24 protein-coding genes are annotated in these 20,680 nt (G+C 39.6%); 20 read left to right on the top strand and 4 right to left on the bottom strand.

Annotated features, from left to right (window positions below; all coding sequences use genetic code 11):
- The first annotated feature begins 2 nt into the window (after positions 1-2).
- The 3 genes from SULAR_RS05655 to SULAR_RS05645 all read left to right on the top strand — a co-directional run bounded on the left by SULAR_RS05655 (position 3) and on the right by SULAR_RS05645 (position 2,802).
- Positions 3-587 (top strand): L,D-transpeptidase, encoded by a 585-nt coding sequence (locus SULAR_RS05655; protein ID WP_008243914.1) that lies wholly within the window; start codon positions 3-5, stop codon positions 585-587.
- A gap of 207 nt (positions 588-794) precedes the next feature.
- Entirely contained in the window at positions 795-1,310 is a 516-nt protein-coding gene (locus SULAR_RS05650; protein ID WP_008243913.1) for a peptidylprolyl isomerase, read from the top strand.
- Positions 1,311-1,503: 193 nt separating this feature from the next.
- A complete protein-coding gene (locus SULAR_RS05645) occupies positions 1,504-2,802 on the top strand; it encodes a hypothetical protein (RefSeq protein WP_038000197.1) in 1,299 nt (432 codons plus the stop codon).
- Between the two features lie 9 nt (positions 2,803-2,811).
- Here the strand turns inward: SULAR_RS05645 and rd are convergent, their stop codons facing one another.
- The 3 genes from rd to SULAR_RS11150 form a co-directional block, all read right to left on the bottom strand.
- A complete protein-coding gene (gene rd / locus SULAR_RS05640; RefSeq protein ID WP_008243911.1) occupies positions 2,812-2,982 on the bottom strand; it encodes a rubredoxin in 171 nt (56 codons plus the stop codon).
- A gap of 170 nt (positions 2,983-3,152) precedes the next feature.
- Positions 3,153-3,629, bottom strand: coding sequence for a nucleoside deaminase (locus SULAR_RS05635; protein ID WP_008243910.1), 477 nt, complete (start codon positions 3,627-3,629; stop codon positions 3,153-3,155).
- 206 nt (positions 3,630-3,835) lie between these two features.
- On the bottom strand, positions 3,836-3,997 hold the full coding sequence (locus SULAR_RS11150) for a hypothetical protein (protein ID WP_155993791.1): 162 nt from the start codon (positions 3,995-3,997) through the stop codon (positions 3,836-3,838).
- 135 nt (positions 3,998-4,132) lie between these two features.
- Here SULAR_RS11150 and fabD point away from each other — a divergent pair, with 135 nt between their 5' ends.
- From fabD to SULAR_RS05550, 17 genes are all read left to right on the top strand, one after another.
- The gene (gene fabD / locus SULAR_RS05630; RefSeq protein WP_008243909.1) at positions 4,133-5,074 is read left to right on the top strand and encodes an ACP S-malonyltransferase; all 942 of its coding nucleotides are present in this window, start codon (positions 4,133-4,135) and stop codon (positions 5,072-5,074) included.
- 2 nt (positions 5,075-5,076) lie between these two features.
- Positions 5,077-5,778 carry a 5'-methylthioadenosine/adenosylhomocysteine nucleosidase gene (locus tag SULAR_RS05625; RefSeq protein WP_008243908.1) on the top strand — a complete coding sequence of 234 codons (702 nt, stop codon included), beginning with the start codon at positions 5,077-5,079 and terminating at the stop codon, positions 5,776-5,778.
- Entirely contained in the window at positions 5,768-6,580 is an 813-nt protein-coding gene (locus tag SULAR_RS05620) for an ATP-binding protein (RefSeq protein ID WP_008243907.1), read from the top strand. The genes SULAR_RS05625 and SULAR_RS05620 overlap by 11 nt, the downstream gene beginning before the upstream one ends.
- Complete coding sequence (locus SULAR_RS10915; RefSeq protein WP_008243906.1) at positions 6,577-6,930, top strand: hypothetical protein; 354 nt, start codon at positions 6,577-6,579, stop codon at positions 6,928-6,930. Before SULAR_RS05620 ends, SULAR_RS10915 begins: the two co-directional genes overlap by 4 nt.
- 17 nt (positions 6,931-6,947) lie before the next feature.
- Entirely contained in the window at positions 6,948-7,901 is a 954-nt protein-coding gene (locus SULAR_RS05610) for an RluA family pseudouridine synthase (RefSeq protein ID WP_008243905.1), read from the top strand.
- Complete coding sequence (locus tag SULAR_RS05605; protein ID WP_008243904.1) at positions 7,852-8,517, top strand: hypothetical protein; 666 nt, start codon at positions 7,852-7,854, stop codon at positions 8,515-8,517. Before SULAR_RS05610 ends, SULAR_RS05605 begins: the two co-directional genes overlap by 50 nt.
- A 9-nt stretch (positions 8,518-8,526) precedes the next feature.
- A complete protein-coding gene (gene trmB / locus SULAR_RS05600) occupies positions 8,527-9,711 on the top strand; it encodes a tRNA (guanosine(46)-N7)-methyltransferase TrmB (protein ID WP_008243903.1) in 1,185 nt (394 codons plus the stop codon).
- A gap of 3 nt (positions 9,712-9,714) precedes the next feature.
- Positions 9,715-10,389, top strand: coding sequence for a cell division ATP-binding protein FtsE (locus SULAR_RS05595; protein WP_008243902.1), 675 nt, complete (start codon positions 9,715-9,717; stop codon positions 10,387-10,389).
- On the top strand, positions 10,376-11,191 hold the full coding sequence (locus tag SULAR_RS05590) for a hypothetical protein (protein ID WP_008243901.1): 816 nt from the start codon (positions 10,376-10,378) through the stop codon (positions 11,189-11,191). Before SULAR_RS05595 ends, SULAR_RS05590 begins: the two co-directional genes overlap by 14 nt.
- Positions 11,188-12,555 (top strand): murein hydrolase activator EnvC, encoded by a 1,368-nt coding sequence (locus tag SULAR_RS05585; protein ID WP_008243899.1) that lies wholly within the window; start codon positions 11,188-11,190, stop codon positions 12,553-12,555. Before SULAR_RS05590 ends, SULAR_RS05585 begins: the two co-directional genes overlap by 4 nt.
- Positions 12,556-12,625: 70 nt before the next feature.
- Entirely contained in the window at positions 12,626-13,333 is a 708-nt protein-coding gene (gene pyrH / locus SULAR_RS05580) for a UMP kinase (protein WP_008243898.1), read from the top strand.
- A 28-nt stretch (positions 13,334-13,361) separates the two neighbouring features.
- Positions 13,362-13,568 carry a DNA-directed RNA polymerase subunit omega gene (locus tag SULAR_RS05575; protein ID WP_038000277.1) on the top strand — a complete coding sequence of 69 codons (207 nt, stop codon included), beginning with the start codon at positions 13,362-13,364 and terminating at the stop codon, positions 13,566-13,568.
- A 6-nt stretch (positions 13,569-13,574) separates the two neighbouring features.
- Positions 13,575-15,728 (top strand): bifunctional (p)ppGpp synthetase/guanosine-3',5'-bis(diphosphate) 3'-pyrophosphohydrolase, encoded by a 2,154-nt coding sequence (locus SULAR_RS05570; RefSeq protein ID WP_008243893.1) that lies wholly within the window; start codon positions 13,575-13,577, stop codon positions 15,726-15,728.
- 16 nt (positions 15,729-15,744) lie between these two features.
- Positions 15,745-16,944 carry a tyrosine--tRNA ligase gene (tyrS, locus tag SULAR_RS05565; RefSeq protein ID WP_008243891.1) on the top strand — a complete coding sequence of 400 codons (1,200 nt, stop codon included), beginning with the start codon at positions 15,745-15,747 and terminating at the stop codon, positions 16,942-16,944.
- Complete coding sequence (locus tag SULAR_RS05560) at positions 16,944-18,053, top strand: nitronate monooxygenase (RefSeq protein ID WP_008243889.1); 1,110 nt, start codon at positions 16,944-16,946, stop codon at positions 18,051-18,053. The genes tyrS and SULAR_RS05560 overlap by 1 nt, the downstream gene beginning before the upstream one ends.
- Positions 18,037-19,206 carry an N-acetylmuramoyl-L-alanine amidase gene (locus SULAR_RS05555; RefSeq protein ID WP_008243886.1) on the top strand — a complete coding sequence of 390 codons (1,170 nt, stop codon included), beginning with the start codon at positions 18,037-18,039 and terminating at the stop codon, positions 19,204-19,206. Before SULAR_RS05560 ends, SULAR_RS05555 begins: the two co-directional genes overlap by 17 nt.
- A 32-nt stretch (positions 19,207-19,238) precedes the next feature.
- On the top strand, positions 19,239-20,009 hold the full coding sequence (locus tag SULAR_RS05550; RefSeq protein ID WP_008243884.1) for an N-acetylmuramoyl-L-alanine amidase: 771 nt from the start codon (positions 19,239-19,241) through the stop codon (positions 20,007-20,009).
- 51 nt (positions 20,010-20,060) lie between these two features.
- On the opposite strand, the gene ppa is transcribed toward SULAR_RS05550, so the two are convergent.
- Positions 20,061-20,579, bottom strand: a complete 519-nt coding sequence (ppa, locus tag SULAR_RS05545; RefSeq protein ID WP_008243882.1) for an inorganic diphosphatase — start codon at positions 20,577-20,579, stop codon at positions 20,061-20,063.
- Positions 20,580-20,680 lie beyond the last annotated feature (101 nt).

The raw sequence follows: 20,680 nt of genomic DNA, 5'->3' as shown, positions 1-20,680 counted from the left end.
CAATGCATTTGATATTTAAAATCCTCTTCATTTCTATGACTCTTTTTACTGCGGGCATCACAAGTGAAGAGGTTGAAATATTGCCACCCATAGGGACAGAGACGATGCCTATCGCTAAAACGGTCTTTAAACAGATCAGTGATGAGAATGAAAAGATCGTGGATCTTACAGGAAAAGATTTTATCGTTGTTTCTGTACGTGAACGTGGAAGTGATGGACGTTTTTATGCCGTGGACCGTGATGGTACTGTATGGTGGAGCGGTCCTGTGACTTCAGGTGCCCCCGAATTTAGAAGCCCCTCGGGTATTTTCACGATCTTTCAAAAAAAGCGTTATCATATGTCTAAGGATTTTCCTGACGAGAGCGGTGTGAATAATATGGATTATATGATGAAGTTTACCAAAAGAGGACATGCTTTGCATAAAGGGAGTGTGGACTGGATGTCCCATGGTTGTATACACATTGACCCAAAGGATGTACCAGTGATCTATCATTGGACAACCTATAAAACTAAAGTGGTTATCACCAGACATACCTATATGCCTTTTGCGAAAGAGGACTTGAGGAAAATTTACGGGAAAAGGTAAAAGTGTTAGCATATCATAACCTTTGTTTTTTTGTGTGCATGTTCTATGGTATGGATGAAGGCTGCTGAGATACTGATAGCAGGATGATTGATCTTATACATTCAAGATCTTTGGTTCATGTCAAATAAGAGAAAAAATATCTCTTTCCTAAGGCTCACTAAAGTTTGATTGGTTAGAATAGCACAAATCTAATATATAGGAAACATTATGACAGTAACAAATGAAAATTGTGTAGTCGGTATCGAATACGAGGTAAAGCAAGCAGGTACAACAGAAGTTGTAGACAGCAACAAAGGTGGTGCGCCACTAGAGTTTATCATTGGAAAAGGGCAGATCATTCCAGGTCTTGAGAACGCACTTGTAGGTATGTCTCAAGGTGAAAGCGGAGACATTATGGTTGCTGCTGCGGATGCATATGGTGAAGTAAACCCAGAAGCAATCCAAACACTTCCAATCGAGCAGTTCGAAGGGGTGGATCTTGTAGAGGGTATGACACTTTATGGTCAAGGTCAAGATGGTCAGACTGTACAAGTTACAGTAAAATCTTTTGATGATAAAGAAGTGAATGTAGACTTTAACCACCCATTGGCTGGTAAAGATCTTATGTTCTCAGTTACTGTTTTAAGTGCAAGAGAAGCAACTGCAGATGAAGTAACATCTGGCGTAGTTGGTGGTGCACCTGCAGCTGGCGGTAGCTGTGGTTCAGGATGTGGTTGTCACTAATCCTTCATTTTCTTTAGCGTCATCTTTGGATCAAAGATAGGCGCTACGTTGCTCAAACAGCGTACATTTACTTTTCACTCCAGATCTTTTTTATACAGAATTAACCACTTACAGAGTAAAATATATCCCTAATCAATACACATTTATAAGATATTTTGATATGATAGTTCTTAGGAAGTTTGGAGGGATGGACATGCATAAGATAGAAAAGCTTTTTGATATTAATATTGTTTTGATGACTCTGTTTTCTTCTGTGGAGACGATCAGGGAAGAAAAAAATATTGAACTGATATATGATATGGAATCGACAATACCAAGAGAATTGAGAGGTGATCCTGATGCATTGTTACGTGTACTCAGTAAAGTACTCACTTTTATTTGTGAGAATACCGACCAAAACGAGATCGTACTCTCTTTAGATGCCCCTGAAGATTTTGTCTATGAAGAGTTTATCTCCTTTACGATCAATGAGACACATATCGGAAAAGAGAAGATCCGGAAATTTTTAGAGGTCAATTTACATGATGATCTTGAGATACTAGATGGAAAGATCGTATATGAGAAAGATGCAGATATACAGTTAGATATACCGTTCATGATCAGTGAATTGGGACATAGAAGACACTATAGATTACCAGATATCTCAATGCTGGGTAAAAAGGTTTTATTGATCTGTCAAAATGAAGCCATAGCCCACAGTATTGAAAAAATGTTTAAGTATTTCCTTTATGATGTCGATGTGGGGGTTGATGTTTTTAAAGCACAGGGAAGTGATCTAACGCCTTATGATATTTTAATTATAGATGAACATCTAAATACGGAAGAGTTTGAACATAGTATCGCCCGTATACAGCAGAACATACCTCTTAAATATGTACTGCTTAAAGATGCGCATATCGTAGAGTCGAAAATGATCAGTGTCTCTACCAATTTGATCAAACCTGTGACAGAAGAGAGTGTCTATGAATTGATCATATCTCTTTTTAACAATAAAACGGCTCGAAGAGACGTAAGATCACACTCAAAGATGAATGTGATTGACCTTGAAAAACTCCTTCATTTCAAGAAAGATGATGAAAAGTGTCAAGACCCAAATAATAAGATACAAGAGAGTCTTGAGGCGATGATCGAAAAAAGAAGAGAGATGGATTTGCCTATCTTGGATAAAGTAATAGGAGAAGCAAATACAAAGAACAGAGGTCTGACATATACCAATGAATTGAAACTCTTCTTAGATACTTTTGATCGCTCAGATCTTTACTTTAGAGAGATCGTTAATCAAAGATCAATCAGCAAAATCAAAGAGTTCTGTATAGATCTTGAAAGACATGCAAAACTGATTGGGGCTGAGAGTATGTTCAAGCTGGCTGAAACTCTCAGTCTTATTTTTGTCTATGATAAACTTGATATGCTGCCTATCTACCCTGGAAAGTATCACATAGAACTCCAAAAACTGCTTGAAGCAATAAAGAAGGAGCTACAGTTAAAATAGTCTTACGGACTATGTCTCTGTAAGCACTTCAAAATCACTTTTACCCACATTACAATCCGGGCAGACCCAATCTTCGGGGATATCTTCGAATGCAGTTCCGGGTGCTATCCCTGAGTCCGGGTCTCCGATCTCAGGGTCATAAATGTAATCACAGACGGTACAAATATACTTTTTACTCATGATAAACCTCCTGTTTGTTTTGTATTACTATCATATCATAATTTAAAGATGGTAAAGTAAATAAAAATTATAATCTTCACCCTAAAAGATGATAAAGAAGTAATGGCTAAAACCTAAAAAAGTTATATATTATAAGGTTTTATAAACAGAAGAACATTGGAATTTCGAGATCATTCTCTATGTATTGTCCATCCCGCTTTTTCAAATTGTTCTGCTGCTTCTTTTTCAAGTATTCCTATGATGACGTTTGGAGGAGAGGTAAATACCGGTGTATATCTTGCCAGTCCATGGTCCTGGAGAATATCCCACCTTGAGTATCCTCCCATGTGCGGTGTTCGAAGAGCAAAAACAACCTCTTTGATATGTTGTTCACGCATCATAAACGAGCACATCGGACAAGGTTCACAGTTTGAGTAGAGTGTACACTCCGAGAGATCAGAAGTCCCGAGCGCTTTTTGGGCTCTTCTCATAGCGATCACTTCTGCATGGTCAGTGATGTCGTCATGCATGGCAGAGTTACGTGCTTCGGCTATTATCTCATTATTTTTGACAACAACAGAACCAAAAGGATTGTCTCCTGAGTCTAGGGAGTCCTGTGCTAACTCGATACATCGTCTAATAAATTTTTCATGCTCTTGGGTCTTCATCTAAAAAATGTTCCTTTGTCTCTGGGGAAAGGTTTATTCCTATACCCCCCCCATCTATCTTTGCTAATTTGGACAGTGTCCATACTTTAATTTGTTGACATTGATAGTATAGATTTCAATCCACCGTATCTGATCTTCTTTTCTATTGCATGAATGACGGCAAAGCAGATAGATGATTTTGCCTTCTTCTTTTTTATAGTATTTCATCATATCATATCTATAATGAGTATGTCAATAATAATATTTTCTACTCCAATGATCCCATTGAATACACGTAGATTTTGTGGTCTACGTCTAATATCAATTGCACGATAGTTATTGTTTGAAATCAGTACATGAAGTTTTACTGGAAACTTTGCTTTACTCATAGTTAACCATTTTCAAATAGTATAAAATATACTTTTTACTGATGATAATTCTCCAGCATGTTATCTATTGCTATCATATCATAATTTAAAGATGGTAAAATACTGAAAATATTTTAATACTTCTAAAGGACACGTATGTCAATCAAATGTGCATTTTTATTTCCGGGGCAAGGTTCACAAGCTGTAGGGATGGGTCAAGACTTTTTTAACAATTCTGATATTGCAAAAAAGATGGTGGCTGATGCCAGTGAAAGAACAGGTATCGATTTTGAACACCTTCTTTTTGAAGAGAATGATAAGCTTGAAAAAACAGAGTTTACTCAACCGGCTATTTTGCTTGTATCTGCTATCGCACACAAGCTTTTTGAAAATGAGATGCCGATCAAGCCTGTGTATGCATTGGGTCACTCTCTGGGTGAGTTCTCTGCACTGGTCTCTGTAGGTGCGATAGATGCGATAGATGCGGTAGAACTGGTGAATCTACGTGGTAAACTGATGGCTGAGGCCTGTGCCGGTCAGGATGTGGGGATGATGGTATCTCTTGGTCTTGCAGATGAAGTGGTTGAAGAGATCTGTGAAGCACAAAGAGAAGCGGGATTAAAAGTATGGCCTGTAAATTATAATGCTGAAGGGCAGATAGTGATCGCAGGGATTAAGTCTGACCTTGAAGTTTTAGCGCCTCTTTTGAAAGAAGCAAAAGCAAAAAGAGCGATGCTGCTTAATATGTCCGTGGCAAGTCACTGTCCTCTGTTAGAGTCTGCAACTGCTCCATTGTCTAAAAAACTTACAGAGGTGCTAAAAGATGAGTTTATTGCGCCAGTGGTATCAAATGTCACTGCAAACACATACAATACCAAAGAAGAAGCTTTAGATCTGCTCCCTAAACAGTTGGTCTCTCCTGTACTCTATAAGCAGTCTATCGCAAACTTTGATGATTCTGTGGACTGCTATGTTGAGTTTGGACATGGCGGTGTACTTAAAGGACTGAACCGTAAAGCAACAACAAAGCCTCACTTTGTTGTCTCAGATATGGCATCCTTGGAAACAGCGATCGAAGAGATCAGTAAATTAGGATAATCATGACCAGTCAAAAAATTGCCATCATGGGGGCCATGCCTGAAGAGATAGAACCTATTATAGATAAACTGGATAATGTAGGTACGACCGTTTATGGAAATAACAAATACTATGAAGGTTCTTACCATGGGCAAGAAGTTGTTGTAGCCTATTCTAAAATAGGTAAAGTTTTTGCTACATTAACTGCGACAACACTCATAGAAAAATTTGGATGCGATATGCTTCTTTTTTCAGGTGTGGCAGGAGCTATTTCTAATGAGCTTAGTATTGGAGATCTTATTATCGCAGATGGCTTGTGTCAGCATGATTTGGATATTACGGCTTTTGGTCATCCTTTTGGTTATGTACCTGAAGGAGAAGTGTGCATCCCTACAGATGTAGGTTTAAGAAATATTGCTAAAGATATAGCAAAGTCTAAAGGTTTGACCCTTAAAGAGGGTGTGATAGCAACCGGAGATCAGTTCGTGGCAAACGAAGAGCGTAAAAACTGGATAGGAACTACCTTTAAAGCAGATGCTTTAGAGATGGAAGGCGCAAGTGTTGCGGTGGTGTGTAATGCGTTAAATGTACCTTTCTTCATTCTACGTGCGATCTCGGACAGTGCCGATATGGATGCAAGTTTTAATTTTGATGAATTTTTGGAAAGCTCAGCAAAGATCTCTGCCGATTTTATTTTGAGTATGGTGGATGCCCTTGAACGATAACCAAAGACGTACTGCCTCTAAAAGCATCCCTATAAGCAAAAAACTGCTCAAATTGGCAGGTAAGACGAATGCTGAGTTCAGACTAATAGGTGAGGGTGATAAAGTACTGGTCGGTCTGAGCGGAGGTAAAGATTCCCTGGCGCTTGTACATATCTTGAAACACATGCAGCGACACGCACCTTTTCATTTTGAGTTTGAAGCGTGTACGGTGAAATATGGTATGCCTGATGAACATTATGCTTTTTTAGAAGCACATTGTAAAGAGTATGGTATCAAGCATACCGTTTTTGATACCAATATCTATGAAATTTCCAATGATACGATCAGGGAAAACTCTTCATTCTGTTCCTATTTCTCGCGTATGAGAAGAGGGGCACTCTATAGCTTTGCTGAACAGGGCGGTTTCACCAAGGTGGCACTGGGACATCACTTTGATGACACGGTAGAAAGTTTCTTTATGAACATGTTCTACAATGGAAGCATGAGAGCCTTGGCACCTATCTATAAAACAAGCAGAGGTTTTCACCTGATACGCCCGCTGATCCAAGCACGTGAGACACAACTGCGTGCCTTTGCCGAAGAGAATAACCTGAAGGTCATAGGAGATGAAGCCTGTCCTGCCATGTTAAAAGAGGTAAAGATGCCGTATGCAAGAGCTGCGACCAAAGCATGGTTGGCCGAGCTTGAGAAAGAGAATAAAGATGTCTTTAAAATGTTCAAGGCTTCCTTTAAACATATCCATGATGATACCTTCTTTGACCCTGAACGCTGGAACCGAGATGATATAGAGGAAGTACTGTGAGATACCTCTTGCTACTAAGCTTCGTGTTTGCATCTTTGATGGCTGAGGAGCAAATACAACCCCGGGAATTTACCGTGAAGCTCATCAAAAGATGTGAGTCCCTTGCATTAAGTGTGGAACCTAACCGAAAAGCCAAAAAGATCTATACCCGTGTCTGGACAGAGGAGTGTGTCCAAAACCTCGGCTGTTTAAGAGAAGTCACACAAAAAGAGCTTGATGAGATGAATGCGACCAGAAGGAGCTATATGGCATGGAAATACCCTGTATGGTGTAAAGTAGATGCAGATGGTCAAAGAGGCTGGGTCCGCAAGCAGTTTCTCTCTGATGAACCTTGTAAGCAGACAGACTGATCTTTTTCGAAAAAAGCATGAATCAATTTACCGCTACAGCATCAGGCCGTCTAGACAAGATACTTGCCAAGCAGTTGGACGTAAGCCGTAACCAGATCGAAAAACTTATCAAAGATGGACTGGTATCCGTCAACAGTAAGACCATCACAAAAACAAGCTTCAAGGTAGAAGAAGACGATGAGATAGCCTATGCATTCAAAGAGGCTGAGAAACGTGAGGTAGCACCTGTGGACTTTGATGTCGAGGTGATCTATGAAGATGAGTATCTTTTGGTGGTGAACAAACCTGCTGGCCTTGTGGTCCATCCTGCCCCTTCGGTGAAAGAGCCTACACTGGTAGATTGGCTGATCCAGAAAGGCATATCTCTTTCCACCATCAGCGGAGAAGAGCGTTATGGTATCGTACACCGTATCGATAAAGAGACTACGGGTGCACTCGTCGTGGCCAAGAACAACAAGGTGCATGAAGCACTGAGTTTACAGCTACAGGATAAGAGTATGGGACGTTACTATCTGGCATTGATAGACCATCCGCTCAAAGAGAATACAGTCGTAGACAAACCGATAGGACGTAATCCTAAGAACCGACTCAAAATGGATGTGGTCCCAAATGGCAGAAACGCTAAAACAGCCTTCGTAAAACTGCTGACAAGCCAACATAATGTTGAGCTCATTGCAGCAAAACTGTTTACAGGAAGAACCCATCAGATACGGGTCCATTTAAATACGCTTGGCCGCCATATTTTGGGCGATGATTTATATGGATTTAAGAGCAAAAGAGATAAAATTTCTAGAGTTAATTTGCATGCATATTTACTGTATCTGGTCCACCCTGTAAGCGGTGAAAGAATGGAGTTTGTCGCCCCACTTTTTGATGATATGAAAATGTATTTATCTAAAAATTTCGATCAAGGTGAAGTAGATGAAAAAATCGATCCTCGTACTCTGGGTGACCTCTTTAATTACCTTTAACGGGTGTGGTGCTGTCAAGGGATTGATGACCTATGGTACAGACCCTTCATTGGAGACGATCGAACAGGTACATGCTTTACCAAGGATGAATTCTGTAGGTTTTGAATGGAAGAAGATAGATGACCGTCGCATACACGGGATCAACATCTACAGAAGTGATGCTTCGAAAGAGAGAGAAGGTTTTCAACGTATAGGCACGGTGGGTAACCCTTATGCAACCCATTTTGTGGATACGCATGTCAATGCCGACAGTACATACCGTTACTCATTTAGTACCTTTGCATATGGAAAAGAGTCCGGACACAGTGAGCCGATAGAAGTAAGAACATTGCCTCCATTCTCGGCAGTCTCTTTTGTGAAAGCCTATAGGGTCGCACCCTCTGTGGTAAAACTTCTGTGGAAACCGCATGCAAATACAAGTATCAATAGTTATATCGTAGAGAGATCGGTGGATGGTTCTGAATGGAAATTTGTTTCACAGGTACAAGGGCAATTGATGGTTGAATACATTGATACTTTTGTAAGAAGCGGACATACATACAGCTACCGGATCATCGCACAAAGTTATGACAAAATACGCGCTTATCCAAGCGAAATAACCAAAATTACATTATAAGCAGGAACAATGCCACACTTAAAAGTTACCCCCTTTGATACATCTATAATAGAACAGCAGATAAAAAATAGTCCTATGATGACCTTTTGCGCCACTGCACTGAACCGTAGCGATATGCTTATCGGTATTGAACATGCAGGAGAAGAGTTCTTACTTCAACTCAAACCCGATGACAAAGCCTACTTACTCAAATATGACAAAGTGACCAGACCTCTTAAAGTGAACATTCTCAAAGAGGCACTGGAGAGTGTTTCCACAACGTTGAACCTGGATGTGCTCTCTTCCAATATCGCTATATCCAATACCAAAAGTCCACTCTCTTCAGAACACTTTAAAAAGATAGAGGATTTTGAAAACATCACCTATCCCAAAGAGAAGATCTCCGTTGAGGTAGGTTTTGGAAGTGGACGGCATCTGCTTCATCAGGCGAAAAAAAATCCCGATACGCTTTTTATAGGGTTAGAGATCCATACACCTTCAGCACAACAGGTCCTCAAGCAGATAGAGCTGCAAAAGCTTGACAATATTTGGGTGGTGAACTACGATGCAAGACTCTTTTTGGAGATGCTGCCTTCGAATGTTTGTGAACAGATCTTTGTACATTTCCCTGTGCCTTGGGACAAAAAGCCTCACAGAAGGGTGATCAGTCCCAGTTTTTTAGATGAGTCAATGAGAGTATTAAGAAAAGGCGGGCGTTTAGAGCTTCGTACAGACAGTGACAAATACTTTTGGTATGCGTTGGAAACGTTCTTTTCTATCCCTAAAGTTGAAGTAGAGGTACGTAAAAATGAAGCATTGGAAGTGACAAGTAAGTATGAAGCAAGATGGCTGAGACAGGAAAAAGATATCTATGATGTCTATGTCAAATGCACGCAAGAATCAGCACCTAAAGCGTTGAATATAGATTTTAATTTTAATGATGTAAAATATACGTCAGGGATAGAAGAATGTTTACCGAAAAAAGCATTGGTATTTGATGGGTATTTCATACACTTTGAACGGGTGTACAAAATATCTGAAGAGAGTCTACTTATCAAGTGCGCTTTTGGAAGTTTTGACAGACCGGAACATAAATATGTTTTATTAGAAAAAGAGAGTTGCAGATATTTTGTCTCTCCGCCTGTGAAGACGACAGTCAACTTTCAAGCACATCAAAAACTAGCTGAGCAGATAATGCTCGTTAAAGGAGAGTAGCGCATGTCCAATGTGATTCACGCTTCACATCTTACCCTCACCTATGGAAAAGCAGGGAAAGAGGTCATTAAAGATGCCAACTTCAGCATTAAAAAAGGTGAATTTGTTTTTATCACCGGACCGAGTGGTTCAGGTAAATCTACACTGCTCAAAGCACTGTACGGAAAGCTAAGACCGAGTGAAGGCAACCTTGTTGTGGGTGGATTGGATCTGGCACATGTCAGTCAACGTAAACTGCAAGAACTCAGAACCCATATGGGTATTATTTTCCAGGATTATAAACTTGTGAATGAATGGACCGTGAAAAAAAATGTTGTTTTACCGTTAATGATAGCTGGATACGATAGTGAGATACAGGAGACTCAGGCACGAAGACTGCTTAAGCATGTAAAACTTCCTGATCATGCCGATAAGTATCCGTTAGAATTGAGTGGTGGAGAACAGCAGCGTGTGGGTGTGGCAAGAGCATTGTCTAAAAATCCGGTGGTGATATTGGCAGATGAACCTACGGGTAACCTTGATGATTATTCATCTAATGTGATCTGGGACCTCATGGAAAATGCCTGTCAACAGCTTGATACAACCGTTTTGGTCGTAACACACAAAATCCCAACGATCTTCTCTTTACCTTACAGACATTTTATTATAGAGAGTAAGGGTGTCTATGAAGTTCATTAAAAACCATCTTATGTTTATTTTGCCGCTGATGGCAATTTTATTGGGTATTGAATTTTATCTGGTATTTGAACGTACAACAAACACGTATGAAAAAGGGCTTAAAGAGGGTTATTTTATGCTTGCTGTGACAAAAAAGTCTATGGAGCTTTCTGATTTTCAAGCACTGAACGACCACATCAGCACGGCTGAAAAGATCAAGCGTGAGAGTATCGTCTCCGAGGTCGCAAAAGGTATCAGTCAAAGCAGCAGTAAAGAAATATTGGCTGCACTCCCATATTTTTATAACCTTGGGTTAGATTCCTATCTTCATACTTCAGGGTTGGAAGAGATCAAAAAAACTCTTGAAGCGGATGCCAACATTAAACAAGTCGAGACATTCGGCAGTAGTTATCAGTCCAATTACAGACTTTTTGCATTTATTAAGTTTATACTCAAAATATTTATCGTTTTTATGGCCGTGGTGAGTCTCTTCCTTATTATCAAACAGATGGAGATATGGAAATATGCACACAAAGAGCGTATGCAGGTCATGGAGATATTCGGTGCACCATTGATGCTTAGATCAGGTATACTTTTCAAAGTTGCTTTTGTAGATGCGATATTTTCAACGATATTGGTCTCTGCGATCTTCTTTTATACCAAATTTTACTGGGCTGCCCAAAGCGGGATAGACATCATGGTGCAAAACCAGGAAGCACTTTTTAAGGTTAGCGATATCGGTATTTTGTTGGGCTCTTCGATTGTGATCGTTGTAATTGCTGTCTATACGGTTGTATTTAGCAGTAAGGGGGTACAGGAGTGAGATCTTTAATTCTGATCTGCTTTGTCGCAATAGGATTGCTTCACAGTGCATCAACGACTGTAAAGATCGAAAAGTCCAAAGAGAGACTCTCTGCTGCATCGGCTGCCCAAAAAAAGACAAGCAGGCAGCTTGACAAAATTGCTAAGGATATACAGGTTGCAGAAAAGGACATCGTTTATCTTGAAAATAAAATAGGTGAACTTGAAATAGAGCAAAAAAAATCAGAAGAGCAGTATGCCGTATTAAAAACCGAATTGGCTAAATCTGAAAAAGAGTTAGATTCTACAAGTCAGGCATTGGAAGAGAAACATCAAAAGTTCGTCTCTTTGCTTTCTGAACAATTCTCTATTGTTTTTGCTATGGAAAAAGCACATGAACCTACGAAAGAATCTATACTTTCTCATGAAGTCTACATTGCCTATAAAAACCATAATACCAAAATGTTAGCGGAATTAAAAAGAGATCTGGAAAAGCTGAAAAAACAGAAAGAAGACAAAGTCTATCTGCGCAATAAAACAAAAAACGAGATTGCACGTATTGTGAAAAAAAGAGAGGAGTTTACGCAAAAAAAAGCAGCAAAAGAGAAGTTGCGTAAAAAGCTTGCTTCAGATGAAGAGAAATACAATGTAAAACTTGCAAAGATCGTGGATAAACAGGATTCCCTTCGGTCTACACTGGCTAAACTGAATATCTTACGTACACAAGAGGTCAATGAAGCACGTAAGAGGGCAGAAGCTGAAAAAGAAGCAATGCGTCTTGAAAAACAGAGACAAAGAGAGATACGTGAAGCAAAGGCATTGGCTCGTATCAATGCAAGAAAAGCCCAAGAGGCCTTAAAACAAGCAAAAACAGAGCAAGAGAGAAAAAGAGCACGTTTGGCTGCATCTGAAGCAAGAAAAGCAGAGCAAAAAACCTATAAAGAGAGTGAAAAAGTACGACAGGTAAACTCTTCGTATCAAAAGTCTAAAACCTATGCGTATAGAGGCGGGAAAACAATCTCTCCATTACCGGGAGCAAAGCTCGTCAAAAAGTTTGGTACCTATGTGGATCCTATTTACAAGATCAAGATCTTTAATGAGTCTATTACACTCAAATCACCTGTGGCAAACTCAAAAGTAAAAAATATTTTGAACGGGAAAGTGGTTTTTGCCGGGAAAAGCAGTATGTTGGGCAATGTGGTGGTCGTTTCTCATAGCAGCAAGATACATACAGTCTATGCAGGACTTTCTAAAATTGCGCCTACGATACATGTCGGGGCAAAGATACAAAAGGGATATGTGGTAGGAAAAGTGAATGAAAAACTCATTTTTCAGGCAACAAAAGACTCCAAGCATATTAACCCCTTGAAACTGATAACAATTTAGGCATTTAAGAGTTTAAACGCCTCCTAAACCACAATTAGATATAATCGCGAAATTATATAAAGGTGCATCTGTGACTAAAAGAGTTTTGGTAAAATTTTCTGGTGAAGCATTGGCGGGTGAAGAAGGGTATGGTATAGATACTCAGATTCTTAATTTTATTGCAGGTGAGATCAAAGACCTTGTAGACAATGGTGTTGAAGTCGGTATCGTTGTAGGCGGTGGTAATATCATTCGTGGTGTGACGGCTGCTGCAGATGGTATCATCAAAAGAACATCTGGTGACTATATGGGAATGTTGGCTACAGTGATCAATGGTGTAGCGATCCAAGAAGCATTGGAACATGCTGGGCTTGAAGCAAGACTACAGTCTGCCATCGATATGCAAGAGATAGGTGAAGCATTCATTGTACGTCGTGCAAGAAGACATTTGGAAAAAGGACGGGTTGTTGTATTTGCCGGTGGTACGGGTAACCCATATTTCACAACGGATACCGCGGCAACCTTGAGAGCCTCTGAAATAGAATCTGACCTTCTTATCAAAGCAACCAAAGTCGATGGTGTTTATGATAAAGATCCGAATAAATTCGATGATGCTGTAAAACTTGATACGTTATCGTATGATCAGGCATTGGCAGATAATATTAAAGTCATGGATGATACTTCCATCGCTTTGGCGAAAGAGAATGGATTACCTATCGTGGTGTGTAACATGTTTGAAAAGGGCAATCTTCTTAGAATTATCAAAGGTGATATGAGCCTTTGTTCAGTAGTAAAATAGAGAATGAAATAATAAAGGAAAGAATATGATGAGAACAGAACAATTAACAGCAAAAGCACTTGAAAAAGTAGATTTTGATAAATACCTTCTTGCAAATGCAGTAGGAAAAAGAGCAGAGGCTATCGCTAACGGTGCTGAAGTACTTTTAGATATCGATACATCAGGCATGAAATATTCAGATATTGCATTGCAAGAAATAGCTGAAGGTAAAATCACTGTCAGCCTAGAAGGTTAAACTCCTTTGGATGCTTTTCTCGATAAAGCTAAAAAGATAAAGACTATAGAAGAGGCAAGTGCCCTTCTTTGGGAAGTAATCCCATCTCCTCTACCTGAAACAACCAAAGCACTAGAACATTCACTCGAAGCACATAAAGGGCAGACACGCAAAAGTGGAGAACCTTATATTGTCCATCCTATTTTGGTTGCAGCGATCACTGCAAAGATCTCCAATGATGAAATGATGGTACAGGCTGCTCTTTTGCATGATGTGGTGGAAGATACACATTATACGATCGAAGAGTTGGAAGACGAATTCGGGTACGATGTTGCCCATATGGTTGAGGGACTCACCAAGATCGTCGAGATACGTGATGAAGAGTTGGTTCCTTCAGGCTCCGATGAAAGATTGATCAACTCCGCGCTTTCATTTCGCAAAATGCTGATTGCATCGATCAAAGATGTACGTGTACTTGTGATCAAACTGTGTGACAGACTGCACAATATGATCACACTGGATGCACTGAGTTTTGCAAAACAAAAACGTATCTCTGAAGAGACCCTTGTCGTATATGCACCTATTGCGCATAGACTAGGTATCTCAAGACTTAAAAATCATTTGGAAGATCTGAGTTTCCGTTATATCTATCCTGAAGATTATAAACGTATAGATACGTATATGAAGTCCAATGCACAAAATTTGAAGTTTAAACTCAACGCTTTTATTCAAAATGTTAAAGATACGATGTTAAAAGACGGGTTTGATGAAGATGATTTTGAGATCATCGGAAGGGTCAAACACTACTATTCCATCTATTTAAAGATGCATCGTAAGGGTGTGAGTATAGAAGAGGTATTGGACATGCTGGCGATCCGTATCATTGTGAAAAAGCCCATAGAGTGTTACAGGGTCTTAGGACTTGTACATTTAAGGTTTACACCTCTTATCTCCAGGTTCAAAGATTATATCGCAGTGCCTAAGGAAAATGGCTATAAGACCATCCATACGACACTGTTCTCCGAGGAGGGGATCGTGGAAGCGCAGATACGAACCGTAGAGATGCATAGACTGGCAGAGTATGGTGTTGCAGCACACTGGAAATACAAAGATGGAAATATGGGTGTGAACCTGTCATGGCTAGAGAGTTTGCATTATCAAAATGAATCTATAGAAGAGTTCTATGAACTGGCAAAATCCGATCTTTTCTCTGAAGATATTACTGTGTTTTCACCTAAAGGGGATTACTTTACCTTACCGAAAGGATCAGTGGCCCTTGATTTTGCCTATGCCGTCCACTCTCAGGTTGGTGCCAATGCAGCAGAAGCTTTGGTCAATAAGCAAAAAGTACCACTCTTGACCATTTTAAAAAATGGTGACATTGTGAATATTATCAAAGACAGTGAAGTGCATTTGTACTGTTCATGGCTTGATACTGTAAAAACATCCAGGGCCAAAGAGGGTATTAGAAGCTCATGCAGAGCCAGAATAAAAGAGGCAGATACCTTAAGTGCATACAATATCCTGGGAACACTGTTCTCTCAGGAGAGCAGTGCTATGAAAGAGCTTTTAGAAAGTATGGGGCATATGGATGCCATTTATAAATTGCCGGTTCAGCTTGACTATTACAAAGAGACCATACACAAAGTGGCAGATTATATGGGTACCAAAGTCGTACGTTTTTGGGAATTACTCAAAAAAGGGTATAAAAAACCGTATCTTAAAGAGTTAGAACACTTTAGATTCTTTACGAACAAGCCTATAGACGGTGTAGAGTTTGATTATTGTTGTCATCCTAAAGTTGGTGACCAAATCGTTGCATTTTATAAGGGTAGTAAAGCTATTATACACCACAAATTATGCAAGAAAGCCTACGATAAGATGTTAGAGGGGCAAGAGATGGTCTATGTGAGTTGGAGTGGTTCCAAGCTCTCCAGATATAGACTCACTATCAGTCTTCAAAACAAAAAAGGTATTTTGGCAGACCTGCTGGTGAAACTTACTGATCTTAATCTCAATATTTTGAGTATAGAGTTGGGGATCAGGAATTCAGAACAAGCAGAGTTCTGCCAGATAGAAGTGGAGAGCAATGAGTCTAAAAAGCAGCTTCTTGCAGAAAAAATTTCACGTCAGTTCAAATTGATCGAGATCATTAGTTTGGATGACGCATATAATAAATAAACAAGGGTAAGTAAAAATGGTACAAAAAGCATTAGAAGAGATCAGTAGAGGTACTGCAGAAGTTATAGATATGGAACGCATTGAGAAATTGGTTTCAAAATATTATAATGATGGCAGTACATATACAGTGAAAGCAGGATTTGACCCTACCGGTGCGGATCTGCACCTGGGGCATACTGTCCTTCTTCAAAAGCTTCGAACATTTCAAAACCACGGAGGAAGGGTACAACTTCTTATCGGTGACTTTACGGCAACGATAGGGGATCCTACCGGTAAGAGCGAAACAAGAAAAGTACTGGATAATGATACGATCATGGCCAATGCAAAAACGTACCAGGAACAGGTGTTTAATATTCTTGATGAGAGTAAGACAGAGGTAGTATTTAACTCTACCTGGCTCAATAAATTAGGTGCTGCGGGTATGGTTGCATTGACAACAACCTTTAGTGTGGCACGTATGCTTGAGCGTGATGATTTTACAAAACGTTTTAAAAATGAACAGAGTATCTCTATCTCAGAATTTTTATACCCACTGCTTCAGGGGTATGATTCTGTTGAACTCAAAAGTGATATTGAGATCGGTGGAACAGATCAGAAATTCAACCTTTTGATGGGAAGACACCTTCAGCGTGTGTATAATGTAGGGAAAGAGCAGGCTGTATTGATGATGCCTATCTTGGAAGGACTGGATGGTGTACAGAAGATGAGTAAGTCTTTGAACAACTACATCGGTATCACTGAAGAGCCCAATGATATCTATGCAAAAACACTTTCAACTTCAGATGAATTGATGTGGCGTTATTATGAGCTTTTGAGCGAGAGATCACTGGAAGATATCGCTACGATGAAAGAGGATGTACAAAAAGGCACACTTCACCCTAAAACAGTGAAGGAAAATCTGGCACTTGAGCTGGTTACAAGGTTTTATAATGAAGAGTTGGCTACACTAGCCAAAGGAGAGTTTGATAATGTATTTAAATCAAACCAGCTCCCAACAGATATGAATGAAGTAGAAGTAGAAGAGGGTATCTGGATATGCAAGGCATTGGTAGATGCGGGTATCGAACCTTCTACATCCCAAGCAAGAAGAGATATTAAACAAAATGCAGTCAGCATTGATCAGGAAAAGATCTCTGATGAGAAGTTAAATCTTACAGCAGGAGAGTATATCCTGCAGGTAGGAAAAAGAAAGTTTGCAAAAGTGAAGGTGAAGTAGTGGCATTTAAATCTTTAAAAATTGGAAAATATACCATTGAAAAACCTATCGTGCAAGGTGGTATGGGTGTTGGTATATCTTGGGATCAATTAGCCGGAACTGTTTCAAAAGAGGGTGGTCTCGGTGTTATCTCTGCTGTAGGAACCGGTGTGTATAAAAATAGAAAATACCTTGATGCTAAAGAGATGGTAGGTAAAGAGCACAGACCACTTGATGCGATCAACTTTTACTCCTATACAGCACTCAAAAAAATATTTGAAAATGCAAGAAAAATTTGTGGAGATAAGCCTTTAGCTGCGAATGTACTCTATGCACAAAGTGAATACAACCGTGTGGTAGAAGATGCATGTAAGGCTGGAGCAAATATTATCATCACAGGTGCAGGTTTACCACTTACGATGCCTGAAGCAACGAAGAACTATCCTGATGTTGCATTAGTTCCTATTGTATCAACGGCGAAAGCATTAAAGATATTATGTCGTCGTTGGAAAAAGACACATAATAGACTCCCCGACGCTGTTATTGTCGAAGGTCCGCTCAGTGGAGGACACCAGGGATTCAAATATGAAGAGTGTTTCATGCCTGAAAATCAGTTGGAAGCGATTCTACCTCCTGTGGTTGAGGAAGCTAAAAACTGGGGTTCTATGCCTATTATCGCTGCAGGTGGTGTGTGGGATCATGATGACATTGTCAAAATGATGGAACTGGGTGCAGATGGTGTACAGATGGGTACACGCTTCATAGGTACAGTGGAATGCGATGCCAGTCAAGTAATGAAGGATATTATCATTAATGCAAAAGAAGAGGATATTAAACTCTTCAAATCTCCAGTAGGATATCCTGCCCGTGGTGTAAAAACACAGCTTCATGAAGATATAGAAAAAGGCACTGCACCAAAAGTGGCATGTATCTCAAACTGTGTTGCACCATGTCATCGTGGTGAAGAAGCGAAAATTGTAGGATATTGTATTGCAGATAGACTGACCGATGCGTATGATGGTATTAAAGAGACGGGTCTCTTTTTTACAGGTGCCAACGGGTATCGCCTTACAGAGATCATCACAGTGAAAGAACTGATGGATAAATTGATGAATGGAGAAGATAAGTAAAACGATGCCTAAGTTGAGTAGGGTTTTTCTTTTACTGCTGCTACTGAATACACTACTGTTCCCCAGCGGAAACATGTTACAAAAGGCTATTGTCAAAAAAGATGAACTGCGTCTTCTTTTTTCTAAAAATTTTAATAAAAAGAGTGTCAAACACTTTACACTCAGTAATCCCCCTAGAGAAATTTACGACTTTAAAGATACACGTATCGCGCATAATCGCGTACCGCTGGGACTGGGACCACATGTCCGCCTGGCTCAGAATAAAGCCGATACTGTACGTGTGGTGATCACAGGGTATGGATCGTCAAAACCACTAGCGTATCAACCATTTTTTTCAAATAAGAGTTATCATATTTCTTTACCTAAAAATAGCAGTGTGCTTCCTGCTAAACGCTATCATAAACCTCATGGTAACACTAAAAAAGTGACAAAAAAGCCTACATTGATCCGATCCAATAAAGATAAATTGATTGTGATAGATGCTGGACATGGTGGACACGATACGGGTGCCATAGGAGGAGGAAAAAGAGAAAAAGACCTTGTGCTTCAAATATCAAAAAGACTCGAAAGACAACTGAAAAAAGAGGGTTATTCTGTACATATGACACGCAGGAAAGACCGTTTTTTAAAACTTCCGCAGCGTACCAAAATCGCTGATAAGAAGAATGCAGCAATCTTTATTTCTATCCATGCGAACTCCGTACCCAAAAGAAAACGCAACAAGGTACACGGTGTTGAAACATTTTTCTTACAAAAAACAAGAGATGCAAAATCTCAACGTATTGCAGAACGGGAAAATAGAGCCGTACTGAAAGGTATGAACAAACTGAGTCGTAATGTTGTTATTGATTCAGTGCTTTCCGGACCCAAGATCGTTGAGTCTAATAAGCTTGCCATTGACGTGCAGCGAAGGATCATGACCAATTTGCATACAAGGTATAAAGGCGTGAAAGATGGTGGAGTGAGACATGCACCTTTTTGGGTACTTGTGGGTGCCAGTAGACCTTCCATACTTGTGGAAGTAGGATATATTTCACATCCAAAAGAGCGTAAGAGGCTCTTTACTCCACGTTATCAGGAGTTGATTGCTAAAGGTATTGCCGAGGGTGTAGATATCTATTTAAATAATCGAAAAAAAGAAATTGACTTATAATAAATGATATGCATTTTAAAATAGGATAAGAAATGACAAAACTCATAGTTGGATTTAGTGCACTATTTTTATTAGTGGGGTGTGGTGGTCCCAGTGTTGACAGGTCAGACAGTCTTGTTGTGATAGATGCAGGGCATGGTGGGCATGACTGCGGGGCATTGTGCGATAGCAGGAAAGAAAAAGACCTTGTTCTTCAAATCACTAAAAAACTTAAAAGAGAATTTAAAAGTGAAGGGTATAAGGTCTATCTCACAAGAAACCGTGACAGATTCCTGACACTAGGACAGCGTACAAGAATAGCAGACAGGAAAGATGCGAAGGTGTTCATCTCTATCCATGCCAATGCCATTGGTGACACCAGCCGTTTTGATGAAGTTGAAGGGGTTGAGACTTATTTTTTACAAAAAACAAGAGACGAAAAGTCCCAACGTATTGCTGCAAGAGAAAATGCATCCGTTCTCAAAGGCACTGATAAGTTAAGTCAAGAGGTGATCATTGATTCTGTATTGAACGGACCTAAGATCATACAGTCTCATAAGCTTGCTATAGATGTACAACAGAATATTATGAAGCATTTAAAGAGTGAGTATGACGATGTAAAAGATGGCGGTGTAAGGCCGGCACCATTTTATGTACTTGTGGGAGCCAGCAGACCTTCTATTCTTGTAGAGGTAGGGTATATTACTAATTCCAAAGAGCGTAAAAGACTCTTTACATCAGATTATCAAGAAGAGATCGCTGAGGGTATTGTTGAAGGAGTGAACAGGTATTTAGATAATAGAAAAAGAGAAATTGGATTTTAAATTTAGAGAATTGATTGATTCCCGGGGATATCCCGAGAATGATAACATATATTATTTGTAGTTTTTGATCGCTTTTTCCAAGATAGCTGTTGCAGCTGCTTTGTCTTGAAAACCAGATACTTTTACCCATTTGTTTGGCTCAAGCATTTTGTATGTTTCAAAGAAATTCTTGATACGGTTGAGTGTATGCTCCGGCACATCACCTAAGTCTTGAATGTTTTTATAAGTTGGATCTATTTTTTCTGTAGGAACAGCGATCAGCTTTTCATCTCCACCACTTTCATCTTCTGTCATCAGTACACCTACAAGTCTACATTTAATATATGAACCTGCTTGAAGCGGATAGTCACATAGTACAAGGATATCAGCCGGGTCACCGTCATCTGACAATGTATTGGCTACAAACCCGTAGTTTGCAGGGTAGTGCATAGCAGAGTAAAGTACTCTATCTACTTCAACAGCACCTGAATCTTTGTCTATTTCATATTTGATCGCTGAGTTAAGTGGTACTTCTATAATTGCTTTTACAGCATCTGGGTTTTCACCAGGTCCGATTTTAGTAATATCCATAAGAACATCTCCATAGGTTAAATTTTGGAGATTCTATCATAAATATCATAAATAGTTTATCAAATCATGGTATTATCTTACATATCATAAAACTTAATATA

It is taken from the genome of Sulfurovum sp. AR (genome assembly GCF_000296775.1).
In the GTDB taxonomy this organism is placed as follows: Bacteria; Campylobacterota; Campylobacteria; order Campylobacterales; family Sulfurovaceae; genus Sulfurovum; species Sulfurovum xiamenensis.
The sequence above is the reverse complement of the archived record's forward strand: the minus strand, read 5'-3'. Positions and strand labels throughout refer to the sequence as shown.